Origin of the sequence: Hyalangium sp. (assembly GCF_045802625.1) — a bacterium.
In the GTDB taxonomy this organism is placed as follows: Bacteria; Myxococcota; Myxococcia; order Myxococcales; family Myxococcaceae; genus Hyalangium.
The window spans coordinates 1-15,229 of the sequence record NZ_JBJMQP010000003.1 but is presented as its reverse complement, the minus strand read 5'-3'; the positions used below and the strand labels follow the sequence as shown (position 1 = coordinate 15,229).

General features: G+C 67.6%; 15 protein-coding genes. 8 read left to right on the top strand and 7 right to left on the bottom strand.

Annotated features, from left to right (window positions below):
* Positions 1 to 1,225: WD40 repeat domain-containing protein (locus ACJ8AT_RS00405; protein ID WP_407735508.1), on the bottom strand; the 1,225-nt coding region annotated here is incomplete at its 3' end.
* Positions 1,226 to 1,476: 251 nt separating this feature from the next.
* On the opposite strand from ACJ8AT_RS00405, the gene ACJ8AT_RS00400 reads away from it, so the two are divergent.
* The gene (locus tag ACJ8AT_RS00400; protein WP_407735507.1) at positions 1,477 to 1,710 is read left to right on the top strand and encodes a hypothetical protein; all 234 of its coding nucleotides are present in this window, start codon (positions 1,477 to 1,479) and stop codon (positions 1,708 to 1,710) included.
* Here ACJ8AT_RS00400 and ACJ8AT_RS00395 read toward each other — a convergent pair whose 3' ends face one another.
* The 5 genes from ACJ8AT_RS00395 to ACJ8AT_RS00375 all read right to left on the bottom strand — a co-directional run bounded on the left by ACJ8AT_RS00395 (position 1,711) and on the right by ACJ8AT_RS00375 (position 6,931).
* The gene (locus ACJ8AT_RS00395) at positions 1,711 to 2,361 is read right to left on the bottom strand and encodes a class II aldolase/adducin family protein (protein ID WP_407735506.1); all 651 of its coding nucleotides are present in this window, start codon (positions 2,359 to 2,361) and stop codon (positions 1,711 to 1,713) included.
* Positions 2,358 to 3,467 (bottom strand): S-methyl-5-thioribose-1-phosphate isomerase, encoded by a 1,110-nt coding sequence (gene mtnA, locus ACJ8AT_RS00390; RefSeq protein WP_407735505.1) that lies wholly within the window; start codon positions 3,465 to 3,467, stop codon positions 2,358 to 2,360. The genes ACJ8AT_RS00395 and mtnA overlap by 4 nt, the downstream gene beginning before the upstream one ends.
* A 28-nt stretch (positions 3,468 to 3,495) precedes the next feature.
* Positions 3,496 to 4,569: a 3-oxoacyl-ACP synthase III family protein gene (locus ACJ8AT_RS00385; RefSeq protein WP_407735504.1), complete on the bottom strand. Its 1,074-nt coding sequence runs from the start codon at positions 4,567 to 4,569 to the stop codon at positions 3,496 to 3,498.
* A 64-nt stretch (positions 4,570 to 4,633) separates the two neighbouring features.
* The gene (locus ACJ8AT_RS00380; protein ID WP_407735503.1) at positions 4,634 to 5,518 is read right to left on the bottom strand and encodes an S-methyl-5'-thioadenosine phosphorylase; all 885 of its coding nucleotides are present in this window, start codon (positions 5,516 to 5,518) and stop codon (positions 4,634 to 4,636) included.
* Positions 5,519 to 5,596: 78 nt separating this feature from the next.
* A complete protein-coding gene (locus ACJ8AT_RS00375; protein WP_407735502.1) occupies positions 5,597 to 6,931 on the bottom strand; it encodes an AmpG family muropeptide MFS transporter in 1,335 nt (444 codons plus the stop codon).
* Between the two features lie 257 nt (positions 6,932 to 7,188).
* Between ACJ8AT_RS00375 and ACJ8AT_RS00370 the strand changes: the two genes are divergently transcribed.
* The 6 genes from ACJ8AT_RS00370 to ACJ8AT_RS00345 are packed head-to-tail and all read left to right on the top strand — an operon-like array spanning position 7,189 to position 13,142.
* Positions 7,189 to 8,304, top strand: coding sequence for an ABC transporter ATP-binding protein (locus ACJ8AT_RS00370; RefSeq protein WP_407735501.1), 1,116 nt, complete (start codon positions 7,189 to 7,191; stop codon positions 8,302 to 8,304).
* Positions 8,291 to 9,379: an ABC transporter ATP-binding protein gene (locus ACJ8AT_RS00365; protein WP_407735500.1), complete on the top strand. Its 1,089-nt coding sequence runs from the start codon at positions 8,291 to 8,293 to the stop codon at positions 9,377 to 9,379. The genes ACJ8AT_RS00370 and ACJ8AT_RS00365 overlap by 14 nt, the downstream gene beginning before the upstream one ends.
* Positions 9,380 to 9,397: 18 nt before the next feature.
* Positions 9,398 to 10,270: a carbohydrate ABC transporter permease gene (locus ACJ8AT_RS00360; protein WP_407735499.1), complete on the top strand. Its 873-nt coding sequence runs from the start codon at positions 9,398 to 9,400 to the stop codon at positions 10,268 to 10,270.
* Positions 10,267 to 11,064, top strand: a complete 798-nt coding sequence (locus ACJ8AT_RS00355; protein ID WP_407735498.1) for a carbohydrate ABC transporter permease — start codon at positions 10,267 to 10,269, stop codon at positions 11,062 to 11,064. The genes ACJ8AT_RS00360 and ACJ8AT_RS00355 overlap by 4 nt, the downstream gene beginning before the upstream one ends.
* Before the next feature lie 6 nt (positions 11,065 to 11,070).
* Positions 11,071 to 11,349: a DUF2160 domain-containing protein gene (locus ACJ8AT_RS00350; RefSeq protein WP_407735497.1), complete on the top strand. Its 279-nt coding sequence runs from the start codon at positions 11,071 to 11,073 to the stop codon at positions 11,347 to 11,349.
* Between the two features lie 2 nt (positions 11,350 to 11,351).
* Entirely contained in the window at positions 11,352 to 13,142 is a 1,791-nt protein-coding gene (locus ACJ8AT_RS00345) for an ABC transporter substrate-binding protein (protein WP_407735496.1), read from the top strand.
* 158 nt (positions 13,143 to 13,300) lie between these two features.
* Here the strand turns inward: ACJ8AT_RS00345 and ACJ8AT_RS00340 are convergent, their stop codons facing one another.
* On the bottom strand, positions 13,301 to 14,053 hold the full coding sequence (locus ACJ8AT_RS00340; RefSeq protein WP_407735495.1) for an IS5 family transposase: 753 nt from the start codon (positions 14,051 to 14,053) through the stop codon (positions 13,301 to 13,303).
* Positions 14,054 to 14,657: 604 nt separating this feature from the next.
* Between ACJ8AT_RS00340 and ACJ8AT_RS00335 the strand changes: the two genes are divergently transcribed.
* On the top strand, positions 14,658 to 15,044 hold the full coding sequence (locus tag ACJ8AT_RS00335; protein ID WP_407735494.1) for a hypothetical protein: 387 nt from the start codon (positions 14,658 to 14,660) through the stop codon (positions 15,042 to 15,044).
* Positions 15,045 to 15,229: the final 185 nt, after the last annotated feature.

Here is a 15,229-nt window from a genome sequence, read left to right as displayed (position 1 = left end):
TGTTGTCGTCACTGCCCGAGGCGAGGGTCCTGCCATCGGGGCTCCAGGCGACTGACCAGACACTGGAGGAGGGAGCGGAGAGGGTGCGCAGTAGGGTGCCGGAGGAGGCATCCCAGAGCTTGAGGGTGTTGTCGTCACTGCCCGAGGCGAGGGTCCTGCCATCGGGGCTCCAGGCGACGGACCAAACACTGGAGGAGCGATCGGAAAGGGTGCGCAGGAGGGTGCCGGAGGAGCCGTCCCAGAACTTAAGGGTGTGGTCCTCACTGCCCGAGGCGAGGGTCCTGCCATCAGGGCTCCAGGCGACAGACCAGACAAAGGAGGAATGACCCGGGAGGGTGCGCCGGAGAGTGCCGGAGGAAGCATCCCAGAGCTTGAGGGTGTTGTCGGAACTGCCCGAGGCGAGGGTCCTGCCATCGGGGCTCCAGGCGACGGACCAGACACTGGAGGAGTGGCCGGAGAGGGTGCGCAGAAGGGTGCCCGAGGAAGCATCCCAGAGTTTGAGGGTGGTGTCGGCACTGCCCGAGGCGAGGGCCTTACCATCGGGGCTCCAGGCGACAGACAAGACCCCTCTTCCGGCGTGACCGGAGAGGGTGCGCAGGAGGGCGCCAGAGGAAGCATCCCAGAGCTTGAGAGTGTTGTCGTCACTGCCCGAGGCAAGAGCCTTGCCATCAGGGCTCCAGGCGACAGCCCTGACGCTGTCGTAGTGACCGGCGAAGGTGCGCCGGAGGGTGCCAGAGGAGGCTTCCCAGAGCTTGAGAGTGTTGTCGTCACTGCCCGAGGCGAGGGCCTTGCCATCAGGGCTCCAGGCGACAGACAAGACTTTGGAGGAGTGACCGGAGAGAGTGCGCAGGAGGGTGCCGGAGGAGGCATCCCAGAGCTTGAGGGTGTGGTCGTCACTGCCCGAGGCGAGAGTCCGGCCATCAGGGCTCCAGGCGACAGCCCTGACACTGGAAGAGTGGCCGGAGAGGGTGCGCAGGAGGGTGCCGGAGGAGGCATCCCAGAGCTTGAGGGTGTGGTCGTCACTGCCCGAGGCAAGGGTCCTGCCATCGGGGCTCCAGGCGACAGACCTGACACTGTCGAAGTGACCCAGCAGGGGAAAGATCTCGGGGCTCACGGGAGGGGGCGCATCCTGAGCCAATGAGTACGCGAGCAGGCCCCCTGCGACGGCCAGGCCGGCAACGGTCAATGCGAGGGTACGTAACGCCAGCTTCCAGAGGGGAGCCATGGTGTGCCTCGCGGAGTCTGCCCGAGAATCACGTCATCCTGGTAGCGCGGCGGCGGCCCACCGGCTGGAAGCTGGCAGTGCTGCTAGAGGGCTGGAGACCATTGCTGGCCGCAGTGCTCGCCGCCCCTGAGGGACAGGAGCAACTGCGCGCCATTGTCCACTACCTGCTCAGGGTGGCGGTAGCGGCAGGGGAGGAGTCCTTGAGGCACGTGTTAGATTCAGTCGTGCGTGAGCAACGCTCGGAGGAACTCATGAGGACCATCGCAGACGTGTATATCGAGAAAGGGCTCGCCGAGGGCCTGGCCAGGGGACGTGCCCAGGAGCGTGCCGAGGGCGTGTTGCGAATTCTCGCCGCGCGGGGCATCGCCGTGGATGAGACGGGGCGCGAGCGCATCCTGTCGTGCACGGACCTGGACACCCTGGACCGGTGGTTCACCCGAGCCTTGAGCGCCACCCGCTTCTCGGACCTCCTGGCGGGCGAGTAATCAGCGCGACTGCTGCCCGTAGGTCCGGAACTTCTCCAGCACCACGGCCATCTCGGTCTCATCGAGCAGCACGGGCTCGCCCACCTGGAGGGCTCGCAGGTACATGGCGGCGAGGGTCTCCACTTCGACGGCCAGCTTGAAGGCCGCGGCCAGGTCCACCCCCACGGTGATCAACCCGTGATTGGCCAGCAGGCACGCCTTGCGCCCTTCGAGCGCGGCCACGGCGTGACGGGACAGCTCCTCGGTGCCAAAGGTGGCGTAGGGAGCGCAGCGGATGTCGCTGCCCCCGGCCGTGGCCACCATGTAGTGGAAGGCGGGGATGCCTCGGCGGAGGCACGAGAGCGCGGTGCTGTGCAGCGAGTGGGTATGGAGCACCGCGTGGACCTCGGGCCGGGAGGCGAGGATATCGCGGTGGAAGCGCCACTCCGAGGATGGGAGCCGCGCTCCCTCGTGGCTGCCGTCGAAGCGCATGAGGACGACGTCCTCCGGCCGCAGCACGTCGTACTCCATGCCCGTGGGAGTGACGAGGAAGCCCTCGTCCACGCGGTGACTGAGGTTGCCGGAGGTACCCTGGTTGAGCCCAGAGGGATTCAACCGCCGAGCGGTGGCGATGAGGGCCTCGCGCTGCCACAGGTACGGCAGCGGGCTCACGTCCCGGTTCCTCGGAGGCGCTCGGGGAAGAGAGAGCGCAGGCCCTCGGGAGAGGCCGCGCACACGCCGCGCTCGGTGACCAGCGCCGTCACCAAGCGGGCGGGAGTCACATCGAAGCCGTAGTTGGCGGCGGGGCTTCCTGGGGGCGTCACGCGCACGGTGACGATCTCCCCTGAGGGCAGGCGTCCGGAGATGTCCGTCAGCTCGGCGCCATCGCGCTGTTCGATGGGGATGTCGCGCACCCCATCGTCGAGCGTCCAGTCGATGGTGGGTGAAGGCAGCGCCACGTAGAAGGGCACGCCATTGTCCTTGGCCGCGAGCGCCTTCAGGTAGGTGCCGATCTTGTTCGCCACATCGCCGCGAGCGGTGGTGCGGTCGGTGCCGACGATGCACAGGTCCACCTCGCCGTGCTGCATGAGGTGGCCGCCCACGTTGTCGGCGATGACGGTGTGGGGAACGCCGTGCTGTCCCAGCTCCCAGGCGGTGAGGCTGGCGCCCTGGTTGCGAGGCCGGGTCTCATCCACCCAGACATGGACGGGGAGCCCCGCGTCGTGGGCCATATAGATGGGCGCGAGCGCGGTGCCCCAGTCCACGGTGGCGAGCCAGCCCGCGTTGCAGTGGGTGAGGACGTTGATGCGGCCCTGCTTGCCCTTGCGCTCCCAGGCGGCCTGAAGGAGCGGCAGGCCGTGTGTGCCGATGCCGTGATTGATGGCGACGTCCTCGTCGCACAGGGCCGCGGCGCGCCGGTACGCCGCGGAGACCCGCTCGGAAGCGGAGAGGGGTTGGAGCGTGCGGCGCATCTCTTCCAGCGCCCAGCGCAGGTTGATGGCGGTGGGCCGGGTGGCGGCGAGCACCGTGCAGGCCTTCTCCAGCGCTCCGTTCGAAGCATCCCCGCGCAGGGCCAGGCAGACGCCGTAGGCGGCGGCGGCGCCGATGAGCGGAGCCCCTCGAAGCTGCATGGAGCGGATGGCATGCGCCACCTCCTCCAGGGTGGTGAGCCGCAGCGTCGCGAAGGCGTGCGGCAGGCGCGTCTGATCGATGATGCCCACGGACCACCCGTCGGGCTCGACCCAGATGGTGCGCATCGGCTGGCCATGAACCTTCATCGATTTCTCCAGGTGATGATGGAGGCGCCTACTCCCGCATCAGCGCGGCGCCCCAGTGGAACCCGGCGCCCAGCCCCACGAAGCACACCAGGTCTCCCGCCTTCAGCTTGCCGCTCTTGCGGCACTCGTCATAGGCGATGGGGATCGTCGCCGCGGTGGTGTTCCCGTAGCGCTGGATGTTGTTGTAGACGCGCTCGTCCGGCAGCTTGAGCGCCTTCTGCACCGCCTCGTTGATGCGCAGGTTCGCTTGGTGCGCGATCAGCAGGTTGATGTCATTCACCGTGACGCCGACCTTCTGACACACCTCGTGCACGGCCTCGGGCATCTTCGACACGGCCATCTTGAACACCGTGCGCCCATCCATCACCGGCACGTAGCGCGCCTCGCGGATGTGCGAATCCCCACCCACGTAGGGGCGGTAGGCAAACCCCGCGGACGGCACATACAGGCTCTCCGCCTTGCTCCCATCCGAGTGCAGCACGAAGCCCAGCAGGCCCCGCTCCGGGTTGTCCGTGGCGCCCAGCACCATGGCCCCCGCCGCGTCGCCGAACAGCGACGTCCGGTCGCGGAACTTCGTGTTGAACTCGTGCTCCTCCTGGGGCAGCTGGCCCTCGGCCTTGCCGGTAATCAAGTCGAACGCCTGCTTCGACCAGGGCATGAAGCCGGTGTGGACCTCGGCGCCCACGAAGAGCAGCCGCTTGGCCGCCCCCGAGCGAATCAACGCGTCACACACCTGCAGGCCGTAGATGAAGCCGCTGCACTGCTGGCGGATGTCCAGCGCCGGCACGTTGCTCAGCCCCAGCTTCGCCTGGAGCAGGCCGCCACAGCCCGGGAAATAGTAGTCCGGCGTCATCGTCGCGAAGACGATGTAGTCGATCTCCTCGGGAGCCACCTTCGCATCCTCGAGCGCCTTGCGAGCCGCCCGGAGGCCGAGATCGCTCGTGCTGACGCCCTCCTCGACGTAGTAGCGCTGCTCGATTCCGGTGCGCTCGCGGATCCACTCGTCCGTCGTGTCGCAGATCTTGGACAGCGCCTCGTTCTTGACGCAGTGCTCCCCAACGACGAAACCGCTCCCTAGAACTCGGCTGAATGCAGTGGGCATGAGTCTCCTTAACGGCCCGCTGCTTTATTCGGCCCATGCCTGCGGAGGCAAGTACCCGGGACGTTCAGCGCTTCAGCACCCGCCCGGCCACGGCCTCCAGGCGCTGCATGACTGCCGGGTCTCTCGCCTCGGGGGCGGTGATGAGGGCCGTGTCCAGGCACCTCTGGCAGCCGTGCTTGCAAGGCCCCGAGTGTCCGCCCAGCAGGGGCACCACCCGTTTAATCAACGCACGGGCCTTGCCTGCGTTGGCCAGGAGCACCGAGATGACCTGCTCGACGGTGACGGCGTCATGGCCCGGGTGCCAGCAGTCGAAGTCGGTGACCATGGCCACCGTCGCGTAACAAATCTCGGCCTCTCGTGCGAGCTTGGCCTCGGGCATGTTCGTCATGCCAATCACGTCGCACTTCCAGCTCCGGTACAGCTCGCTCTCGGCGAGCGAGGAGAACTGGGGCCCCTCCATGACGAGGTACGTGCCGCCGCGGCGCACGGTGATGTCCATGCCCTCGCCGGCGGCCATGACGGCATCGCCGATGCGCCGGCAGACGGGGTGGGCCATGGAGACGTGGGCCACGCACCCGGTGCCGAAGAAGCTCTTCTGCCGGGCGAAGGTCCGATCGATGAACTGATCCACCACGACGAAGGTGCCGGGGGGCAGGTCCTCGCGCAGGCTGCCCACGGCGGACAGCGAGAGGATGTCCGTGACGCCGCTGCGCTTGAGCGCGTCGATGTTGGCGCGGAAGTTCAGCTCGGAGGGGGAGATGCGGTGGCCGCGGCCGTGCCGGGGCAGGAACACCACCTGCTGGCCCTCGAGCGTGCCGAAGCACAGCTCGTCCGAGGGCTCACCGAAGGGCGAGGACACCTTGCGCCAGGAGACGTCCGTCAGGCCGTCGATCTGGTACAGGCCGCTGCCGCCGATGATGCCGATGACGGGCTTGGTGGAAGAGGGCATGAGGAGGCTCCTGGAGCGAGAGGGTACGCCGTGCGGAGCGGCAGTCTTCCCGCCATGCCCGGGAGAGGCAACAGCGAATCAGCCCGCGCCCTTCTTGGCCGCAGCGGCCAGCTCATCCGCGGCCGCGGTCTCGGGCGTCGCCGTGGGCAGGGCGAGCGGCTCGGTGGGGCCAGCGCCCCGGGGCGTCTCGCCGATGTGCCCGGGCAGCACCGCCAGCAGCGCCAGCGCGGGAATCATGAAGGCGCTGGTGATGAAGAAGAACTGCGTCCAGCCCAGGGCCACGGCCATGTAGCCCGAGAGGGCGCCCAGCAGCTGCATGGGCACGGCCTCGAGGCTGGAGAGCAGGGCGTACTGGGTCGCGGAGAAGTTCTTGTTGCACAGCCCGGTGATGAAGACGGTGATGGCCGCGCCGGCCATGCCGCCGATGAAGTTGTCCGCGCCCACGGTGAAGGTGAGGAAGAGGGGATCCTTGCCTCGAGCCTCCAGCATCACATAGAGCAGGGTGATCAGGGCCTGGCCCGCGCCGAACAGGTACAGGCACCGGCGCAGCCCCAGCTTCGTCACCAGCAGGCCCCCCACCAGCGAGCCGCTGATCGCGCCGATCATGCCGGGCAGCTTGGTGATGAGGCCGTACTCGGTGTTGGTGAAGCCCATCTTCAGGACGAAGGGGGTGATCATCCGGAAGGCCATCGCGTGGCCGACGCGGAAGGTGACGAGGAAGACGAGCGCCAGCATCGCCGGCCAGCCACGCCGGTAGAACTCCATGAAGGGTTTGACCACCGCGTCCGCGAGCGTGTGCGGGGGGTGATCCGCCATCGGCTCGGGCCCGAGCACCGCGGCCACCATGCCCACCACCATGAACGCGCCCATCGCGGCGTAGGTGTACTTCCAGCCGATGACGTCCGACAGGATGAGCGCCACCGCCAGGGCAATCACCATGCCCACGCGGTAGCCCAGCGTGAAGACGGTGACACCAAAGGCGCGCTCCTGCTCGGTGAGCAGGTCCGTGCGGTAGGCGTCCGCGACGATGTCCTGGCTGGCGGAGAGGAAGGCCACCAGGGCGGCCATGGCCGCCATGAGCACGGGGGCCGTCTTCGGGTCCACCTGGCCCATGGCGATCAGGGCCATGGCCAGCAGCACCTGCGTCACCACGAGCCATCCGCGCCGCCGGCCCAGGAAGGGCGGGAAGTAGCGGTCCATGAACGGCGACCAGGCGAACTTGAAGGTATAGGACATGCCCACCAGCGAGAAGACGCCAATGGTCTTCAGCGACACGCCCTCATTCGTCATCCACGCCGCCAGGGTGCTGCTCGTCAGGTAGAGCGGGAGTCCGGACGAGAAGCCCAGCGCCAGCATCAGCCACACACGGGGACTTCGGAGAACGGACAGGAGGGAAGGGGAGGATGAGGACATAGGTGGCCGTGGGGCGCACTCTACGCGCTCCCCTTCACTTCGCACGCTTGCCACCGGGGAGTGTGTTCGCCTGCCTGTCCTGGAGTGGGGCTGCCGTCCGGTAGAGGATGGGCTGGGAGGAGACTGGCCCGCCGGTATGCCCCCGCCCGGCACGGCGCAGCGCGGCGTGACCTGGGGCGTCGTGCTCAAAACTGGCTCCCACCGGAGGCTCCCCCTAGATTCGCCGCCCTCAGCCGCCACGCACCGAGGGGAGTGGGTTGAAGCAAGGGATCGAGCTCGACAAGGTTGGCCGCACGGTGGGCGGGGAGATGTACCTCGCGGACATCCACCTGCGGCTCGAGCCGGGCTCGTTCAACATCCTGCTGGGCCGCACCCGGGCGGGGAAGACCTCGCTGCTGCGGCTGATGGCGGGGTTGGACCGGCCGAGCTCGGGCGCCATCCGTTTCGACGGGGTGGACGTGACGCGCTGGGATGTGCGCCGGCGCGACGTGGCCATGGTGTACCAGCAGTTCGTCAACTACCCCTCGCTCACCGTCTACGAGAACATCGCCTCGCCGCTGCGGCTGGCCGGAAAGCTGAGCCCCCAGGAGATCGACAGGCGGGTGCGAGACACGGCCGCGGTGCTCCGGCTGGAGCCCTTCCTGCAGCGGCTGCCAGCGGAGCTGAGCGGCGGGCAGCAGCAGCGCACGGCGATGGCGCGGGCGCTGGTGAAGGACGCCTCGCTGCTGCTGCTGGACGAGCCGCTGGCCAACCTGGACTACAAGCTGCGCGAGGAGCTGCGCACGGAGATGCGGCAGATCTTCAAGGATCGGCCCGCGGTCATCGTCTACGCCACCACCGAGCCCACCGAGGCGCTGCTGCTGGGCGGGCGCACGGCGGTGCTGGACGAGGGGCGGCTGTTGCAGGTGGGCCCCACGCTGGAGGTCTACCACGCGCCGGCCACCGAGCGGGTGGGCCAGGTCTTTAGCGATCCGCAGATGAACCTGTGGGAGGTGGAGGTGTCCGGCGCCGAGGCGCGGCTCTCGCCGGAGGTGGCCCTGCCGCTGAGCGGGCACCTGCGCACGCTGGCGCCCGGCCGCTACCGTCTGGGCCTTCGCGCCCACCACCTGCGCCTCGCGCCCGCGTCGGACACGGACGTGCGCCTACCCGCACGAGTGGAGGTGGAGGAGATCAGCGGCTCGGAGACGATCATTCACGCAACGCACGGCCGGCTCTCGCTCACCGCGCAGATGGAGGGCATCCACCGGCACCCCTTCGGGGCGCAGTTGGACCTGTTCGCCTCGCCGGGGCGGCTGTTCGCATTCAGCCCGGAGGGGCGGCTCGTGGCGGCGCCTTCGCCCACGGTCCAGGAGGTGGCGCATGGCTCGCATTGAGCTGCGCGGCGTGGCGCACGCCTACGGGCCGGCGCCAGCGTCCGACAAGGACTGGGCGCTGCGGCCCCTGGAGCTCACCTGGCAGGACGGGGGGGCCTATGCGCTGCTGGGGCCGTCGGGCTGCGGGAAGACGACGCTGCTCAACATCATCTCCGGTCTGCTGAAGCCCTCGCGGGGGCAAGTGCTCATCAACGGAGTGGATGTGACGGCGGCCCCGCCCCAGGCGCGCAACATCGCCCAGGTGTTCCAGTTCCCGGTCATCTACGACACGATGACGGTGGCCGAGAACCTGGCCTTCCCGCTGCGCAACCGGGGCATCGGCCGAGCGGAGACGCAAGCCCGAGTCGAGGAAGTGGCCGGGCTGCTGGAGCTCACGGGAGACCTCAAGCGCTCCGCGAGCGGGCTGTCGGCGGACATGCGGCAGCGAATCTCCTTGGGGCGCGGGCTGGTGCGCAAGGACGTGGCGGCCATCCTCCTGGACGAGCCGCTCACGGTGATCGATCCGCACGTGAAGTGGCTGCTGCGCCGCAAGCTGAAGCAGGTGCACGAGAGCCTGAAGGTGACGCTGGTCTACGTGACGCACGATCAGGTCGAAGCACTCACGCTGGCGGATCAGGTGGTGGTGATGAACCAGGGCCGGGTGGTGCAGGCGGGCACGCCGCAGGAGCTGTTCGAGCGCCCGGCGGACACCTTCGTGGGCTACTTCATCGGCAGCCCGGGGATGAACCTGCTGCCGTGCGCGGTGGAGGACGCCGCCGCGGTGGTGGAGGGCCAGCGCATTCCGCTGCCGCCCCAGGTGTGCGCGAGGGCGAAGGCGGACGGAGGCGAGCTGCGGCTGGGCATTCGCCCGGAGTTCCTGCGCCGGGTGAGGGAAGGGGTGCCGTCCTCGGTGCGCGTGGAGGTAGCGCAGGTGGAGGAGCTGGGGCGCTACCGGATCGCCACGGCGAAGCTGGGGCAGCAGGTGGTGAAGGTGAGGCTGCCGGAGGAGGAGCGGGTGGCGGCGGGCGAGAGCTGCTGGCTGGAGTTCCCGGCGCAATGGACGACGCTCTACGTGGGCGGCCGCGCGGTCTCCTGAGCGAGGAAAGGCGAGCACTTGGACAAGCCCACGAATAACCGCGCCTGGCTGCTGGTGGTACCCGTGCTGCTGGTGGTGGCCTTCAGCGCGGTCATCCCGTTGATGACGGTGGTGAACTACTCGGTGCAGGACATCCTGGGCCCGGACCAGCACGTCTTCGTGGGCACGGAGTGGTTCCGCAAGGTGCTGAGAGATCCGGAGCTGCACGGCGCGCTGCGCAGGCAGCTCGGCTATTCGCTGGCGGTGCTGGCGATCGAAATTCCCCTGGGCATCGCCCTGGCGCTGGTGCTGCCCATGAAGGGGCGAGCGGCCTCGGTGAGCCTGGTATTGCTGGCGCTGCCGCTGCTCATCCCCTGGAACGTGGTGGGCACCATCTGGCAGATCTTCGCCCGAGGCGACATCGGCCTGCTGGGCGTGGCCATCAACGGGCTGGGGGTGAACTACAACTACACGGCGGACGCGCTGGACGCGTGGCTCACCGTGCTGGCCATGGACGTGTGGCATTGGACGCCGCTGGTGGCGCTGCTCTGTTACGCGGGCCTGCGAGCCATCCCCGAGCCCTTCTACCAGGCGGCTCGAATCGACGGCGCCTCGGCGTGGGCGACGTTCCGCTATATCCAGCTGCCTCGGCTGCGAGGCGTGCTGACCATCGCGGTGCTGCTGCGCTTCATGGACAGCTTCATGATCTACACGGAGCCCTTCGTGCTCACGGGAGGCGGGCCGGGTAACTCCACCACGTTCCTGAGCCAGTACCTCACGCGGCTGGCGGTGGGGCAGTTCGACCTGGGGCCCGCGGCGGCGTTCTCGCTGATCTACTTCCTGGTCGTGCTGCTGTTCAGCTACGTCTTCTACACCGCGATGACGCAGGCGGGGCGGAGCGAGGCCCGATGAGAGCCTCACGCCTGGCCATCCCGGCCTACCTGCTGCTGAGCCTGGTGCCCATCTACTGGCTGGTGGGCATGTCGCTGAAGACGAACGAGGAGATCCTCGGCGGCTTCACGCTCTTCCCGCGCCACCCCACGCTGGCCAACTACGTCATCATCTTCACGGATCCGGACTGGAACGGGGGCTACCTCCACTCGCTCACCTACGTGGGCATCAACACGGTGCTGTCGGTGCTGCTGGCGCTGCCTGCGGCGTATGCGTTCTCGCGCTACCGGTTCCTGGGAGACTCGCACCTGTTCTTCTGGCTGCTCAGCAACCGCATGGCGCCACCGGCGGTGTTCCTGCTGCCCTTCTTCCAGCTCTACCAGAGCATCGGCCTGTTCGACACGCCGTGGGCGGTGGCGCTGGCGCACATGCTCTTCACCGTGCCGCTGGCGGTGTGGATCCTCGAGGGCTTCATGTCCGGAGTGCCGCGAGAAATAGACGAGACGGCCTACATCGACGGCTACAGCTTCCCGCGCTTCTTCCTGCGCATCTTCCTGCCGCTGGTGCGCTCGGGCGTGGGAGTCACCGCGTTCTTCTGCTTCATGTTCTCGTGGGTGGAGCTGCTGCTGGCGCGCACGCTCACCTCGGTGGACGCCAAGCCCATCGCCGCGACGATGACGCGCACGGTGAGCGCGGCGGGCATGGATTGGGGCGTGCTGGCCGCGGCGGGAGTCATCACCCTGATTCCGGGCGCCATCGTCATCTATTTCGTCCGCAACTACATCGCCAAGGGCTTCGCCCTGGGGAGGGTCTGAGCCGCCATGGACCTCCAGTGGATGGCGTGGACGCCGCAGACGGGCCTGTTCTTCGCGGTCATCGTGGCGCTGATCGCCGCCTATACCGTGTGGGGCCTCGTGTCGCCGTCGGTGCCTCGGCGAGGGCTCCTGCCCATGCCCACCACCCGAGGGGACCGGCTCTTCGTGGGGCTGATGGGCAGCGCGTGGATCAACCTCGCGTGGCTCGGGCTGACGGAAGGTTCGCAGTGGATTGCCGTAGGAGTGTCGTTGCTGTTCATGCTCGTCATCGGAAGATGGGGGTAGTCTTGAAGAACGTATGGAGAAGCGCCCTGGCCGTGGCCGTGGCTGTGTCCTTCACAGGCTGTAAGAAAGAGGAGAAGCAGGAGCCACCGAAGCAAGAGACCGCGCAGCAGCCGCAGGCCGCCGCGCCCGAGGACACCACCGCGCTGGAGAAGGCCGCGGAGAAGTGGGTGGATCAAGAGTTCCAGCCCTCCACGCTCACGCGCGAGCAGCAGCTCGCGGAGCTGAAGTGGTTCCGCGACGCCGCCAAGCCCTACCGTGGGCAGACCATCAACGTGGTCTCCGAGACGATCGACACCCACGTCTATGAGTCCAAGACGCTGGCCAAGGCGTTCGAGGAGATTACGGGCGTCAAGGTGAAGCACGACATCATCCAGGAAGGAGATGTCATCGAGAAGCTGCAGACGCAGATGCAGTCGGGCAAGAGCATCTACGATATGTATGTGAATGACAGCGACTTGATTGGCACGCACTTCCGGTATGGCTTCACGGTGCCGCTGTCGGACTTCATGGCGGGCGAGGGCAAGGAAGTGACATTGCCCACGCTGGACGTGGATGACTTCATCGGCAAGAGCTTCGTGACGGCGCCGGACGGGAAGATGTACCAGCTGCCGGATCAGCAATTCGCGAACCTGTACTGGTTCCGCTACGACTGGTTCAGCCGGCCGGACCTGAAGGAGAAGTTCAAGAAGAAGTACGGCTACGAGCTGGGCGTGCCGGTGAACTGGAGCGCGTACGAGGACATCGCGAACTTCTTCACCAACGACGTGAAGGAGATCGACGGAGTCCGGGTGTACGGGCACATGGACTACGGGAAGAAGGATCCGTCGCTGGGGTGGCGCTTCACGGACGCGTGGCTGTCGATGGCGGGCGTGGGAGACAAGGGGCTGCCCAACGGCAAGCCGGTGGACGAGTGGGGCATCCGGGTGGAGGACTGCCACCCGGCGGGCTCGTCGGTGTCTCGAGGCGGAGAGGCGAACGGGCCGGCGGCGGTGTACGCGCTGACGAAGTATATCGACTGGCTGAAGAAGTACGCGCCGCCGGAGGCCTCGGGGATGACGTTCTCGGAGGCGGGGCCGGTGCCGGGGCAGGGCAACGTGGCGCAGCAGATCTTCTGGTACACGGCCTTCACGGCGCCGCTGACGAAGCCGGGGCTGCCGGTGGTGAACGCGGACGGGACGCCGAAGTGGCGCATGGCGCCCTCGCCGCACGGGCCGTACTGGCAGGAGGGCACGAAGCTGGGCTACCAGGACTGCGGCTCGTGGACGATGCTGAACAGCACGCCGCTGGAGCGCCGGAAGATGGCGTGGCTGTACGCGCAGTTCACGGTGTCGAAGACGGTGTCGATGAAGAAGTTCCTGGTGGGGCTGACGCCGATTCGTGAGTCGGACATCAAGTCCGAGCACGTGACGAAGGTGGCGGACAAGCTGGGCGGGCTGGTGGAGTTCTACCGGAGCCCGGCGCGCGTGGCGTGGACGCCGACGGGAACGAACGTGCCGGACTACCCGAAGCTGGCGCAGCTGTGGTGGCAGAACGTGAGCCTGGCGGTGACGGGCGAGCAGACGCCGCAGGGAGCCATGGACAAGCTGGCCAAGGAGATGGACGACGTGATGGCGCGGCTGGAGCGCGCGGGGATGAAGAACTGCGCGCCGAAGCTGAACCCGGAGAAGGATGCGAAGGGGTGGCTGTCAGCGGACAAGGCGCCGCACCAGAAGCTGGCCAACGAGAAGCCGAAGGGCGAGACGGTGCCCTACGAGCAGCTCTTGCAAGCCTGGAAGGAAGGCCGGGTGAAGTAACGCCTCGCGCGTGACGGCGGCGGGTTGAGAAACCTGCCGCCTACAATAGGAATAAGAGCGTCTTTCAGAATTAAGCCGACGAGCGGCTTCCCCGAGGGAGCAATCCCCAGGGGTTTTAATTTTGAAATACGCTCTAAGAGGGTGTTGAGCCGAGGCAGTCAGGCAAGGCGGCCCAGCATCAGTCGGACCATCCCCAGGTAGACGAACGCTTCTGAGGACTCCTCCTTTCGTTCGTAGTCCCTGGCCAGTCTGCGTTCTCGGCTCAGCCACCCGAATGTCCGCTCCACAATCCAGCGCTTGGCCTGGACTACGAACCCGGGCGTGGTGTCCGAGCGTTTCACGATCTCCACCTCGACTCCGGCGTGCTGAGCAATACGCTGGACGCGCGGCCCCTCGTAGCCAGCATCCGCCCACACCTTCTGGAGCGTGGGGAACTGCTCTGCGGCCAGTGGCAGCACGGCGGCGCTCGCGTCCCGGTCCTGCACATCGGCCGAGCTGAGCCAAGCCACGAGCACCAGGCCCAACGTGTCCACCAGCAGGTGACGCTTGCGCCCCTTCACCTTCTTGTTGGCGTCGTAGCCTCGAGTCTCTGCCTGCACGTCCGACTTCACGCTCTGGCTATCGAGGATGCCTGCGGTGGGCTGGGGCTGTCGCCCAGCCTTCGTTCGAACCTTGCCGCGCAGCGTGTCGTGCAGGAGTTTGAGCGTGCCGTCCTTCTTCCACTGCCGGAAGTAGGAGTAGACGCTCTGCCAGTCGGGAAAGTCGTGCGGCAGGTAGCGCCACTGCACCCCGGTGCGCGACACGTAGAGGATGGCATTGAGCACCTCGCGCCGCGAGTGCAGCACGGGCTGGGGGCCCACGGGATTGCCACGAACGAACGGCTCCACCAGCGCCCACTGCGCGTCGTTCAAATCCGAGGGGTGGAAACGATCCTCAGAATGCGCGGGATCCCGATCGCGGGGAGCGCGAGGAAGCGCGGGTTTACCACCCTGGCGGTGTGAGAATCGGGGTCGGACGAAAACTGGCGCGGCATGAAGATCGCGGCAGGGTCCCCGGGTGCAGGCAAGGGAGACGGGCAGCCCTGCTGCAACAGGACTGCCCAGGCAGGTGGACGCCTTGTCTCGGTGCCATGATGGGCCGAGAAGGACCGCTGGTCACGTATTGCTCCACCTGCGCATCCGGTGGAAGCGCTTCGGTTCCGACACTGCGGTCGCTGTGGCCAGGGCTTCTGGCTCTGTCGCCGGTGCGATCACGGGCATCGCTACTGCTCTGACGCCTGCCGCGAAGCGGCGCGGGCGTTGCAACTCCGGGAGGCCGGGGCCAAGTACCGGCGTAGTGCCGAGGCGAAGCGTGACGCAGCGGATCGACAGGCCGCGCTGAGGACCCGGCGCCGCGAGCAGAAAGTCACACATCAAGGTTCAGCGCCGCCTTCGCCGGGGATACCTGTCCTGCCCGTCGCGGACAGCCCGCCGGATTTCCCGGCCTGGGTTCGCCGCCGCGTCGAGGTTTTGTTCCATGTCACCCCCGCCGCTGTGGCTGACGCTGCAGCCCCAAGTGGGCTACACCCAAATCCTGCTCTCCCAGTCGGGTACGGGCACACTGCTCAAGGCACGCTTGGCGTCCGAGCCGATGCATCCGGGCGCCCTGGCGAAGTTGCTCGAGTCGCTGGCCGACTGGCATGGGCGTCCCCTGTTCGCTGTGCTCGATGCGGACGCCGAGGAAGTGCGCCGCTCACCGGAGCGATGGGCGCGGATGATGGGTGAGGCCGCGCAGAGTCCATCCATCACCGTCGAGTGGAGCGCCCCGGTGCAGGGGCGGCTGAGAAAGGAGCGCTTCTTCACCCTGGGGGACTTCTCGTCCGCCCGCCGGTTGCTCACCCATGCCGCGACGGGACAGCGATGATTTCGCCGGAAATCCGAGCGGAGATGCGACGGCTCGTGTTGCGCCTGCACTGGCGGATTGAAACGGTGGCGCGCAGGTTTGGCGTGCACCACTCCACCGTCCGGCACGCGTTGGAGAGCGGCCCCGGCTCCGGTGAGGTGGCGCCCGGCAGCATCCTGGACCCGTACAAGCCCTACCTGGTGGAG

What these genes read in the sequence shown, in the direction of transcription:
- ACJ8AT_RS00350 (WP_407735497.1), top strand. Translation starts at nt 11,071, where the DNA reads ATGGACCTCCAGTGGATGGCGTGGACGCCGCAGACGGGCCTGTTCTTC.
- ACJ8AT_RS00355 (WP_407735498.1), top strand. Translation starts at nt 10,267, where the DNA reads ATGAGAGCCTCACGCCTGGCCATCCCGGCCTACCTGCTGCTGAGCCTG.
- ACJ8AT_RS00385 (WP_407735504.1), bottom strand. Translation starts at nt 4,569, where the DNA reads ATGCCCACTGCATTCAGCCGAGTTCTAGGGAGCGGTTTCGTCGTTGGG.
- ACJ8AT_RS00400 (WP_407735507.1), top strand. Translation starts at nt 1,477, where the DNA reads ATGAGGACCATCGCAGACGTGTATATCGAGAAAGGGCTCGCCGAGGGC.
- ACJ8AT_RS00380 (WP_407735503.1), bottom strand. Translation starts at nt 5,518, where the DNA reads ATGCCCTCTTCCACCAAGCCCGTCATCGGCATCATCGGCGGCAGCGGC.
- mtnA (WP_407735505.1), bottom strand. Translation starts at nt 3,467, where the DNA reads ATGAAGGTTCATGGCCAGCCGATGCGCACCATCTGGGTCGAGCCCGAC.
- ACJ8AT_RS00335 (WP_407735494.1), top strand. Translation starts at nt 14,658, where the DNA reads ATGTCACCCCCGCCGCTGTGGCTGACGCTGCAGCCCCAAGTGGGCTAC.
- ACJ8AT_RS00365 (WP_407735500.1), top strand. Translation starts at nt 8,291, where the DNA reads ATGGCTCGCATTGAGCTGCGCGGCGTGGCGCACGCCTACGGGCCGGCG.
- ACJ8AT_RS00375 (WP_407735502.1), bottom strand. Translation starts at nt 6,931, where the DNA reads ATGTCCTCATCCTCCCCTTCCCTCCTGTCCGTTCTCCGAAGTCCCCGT.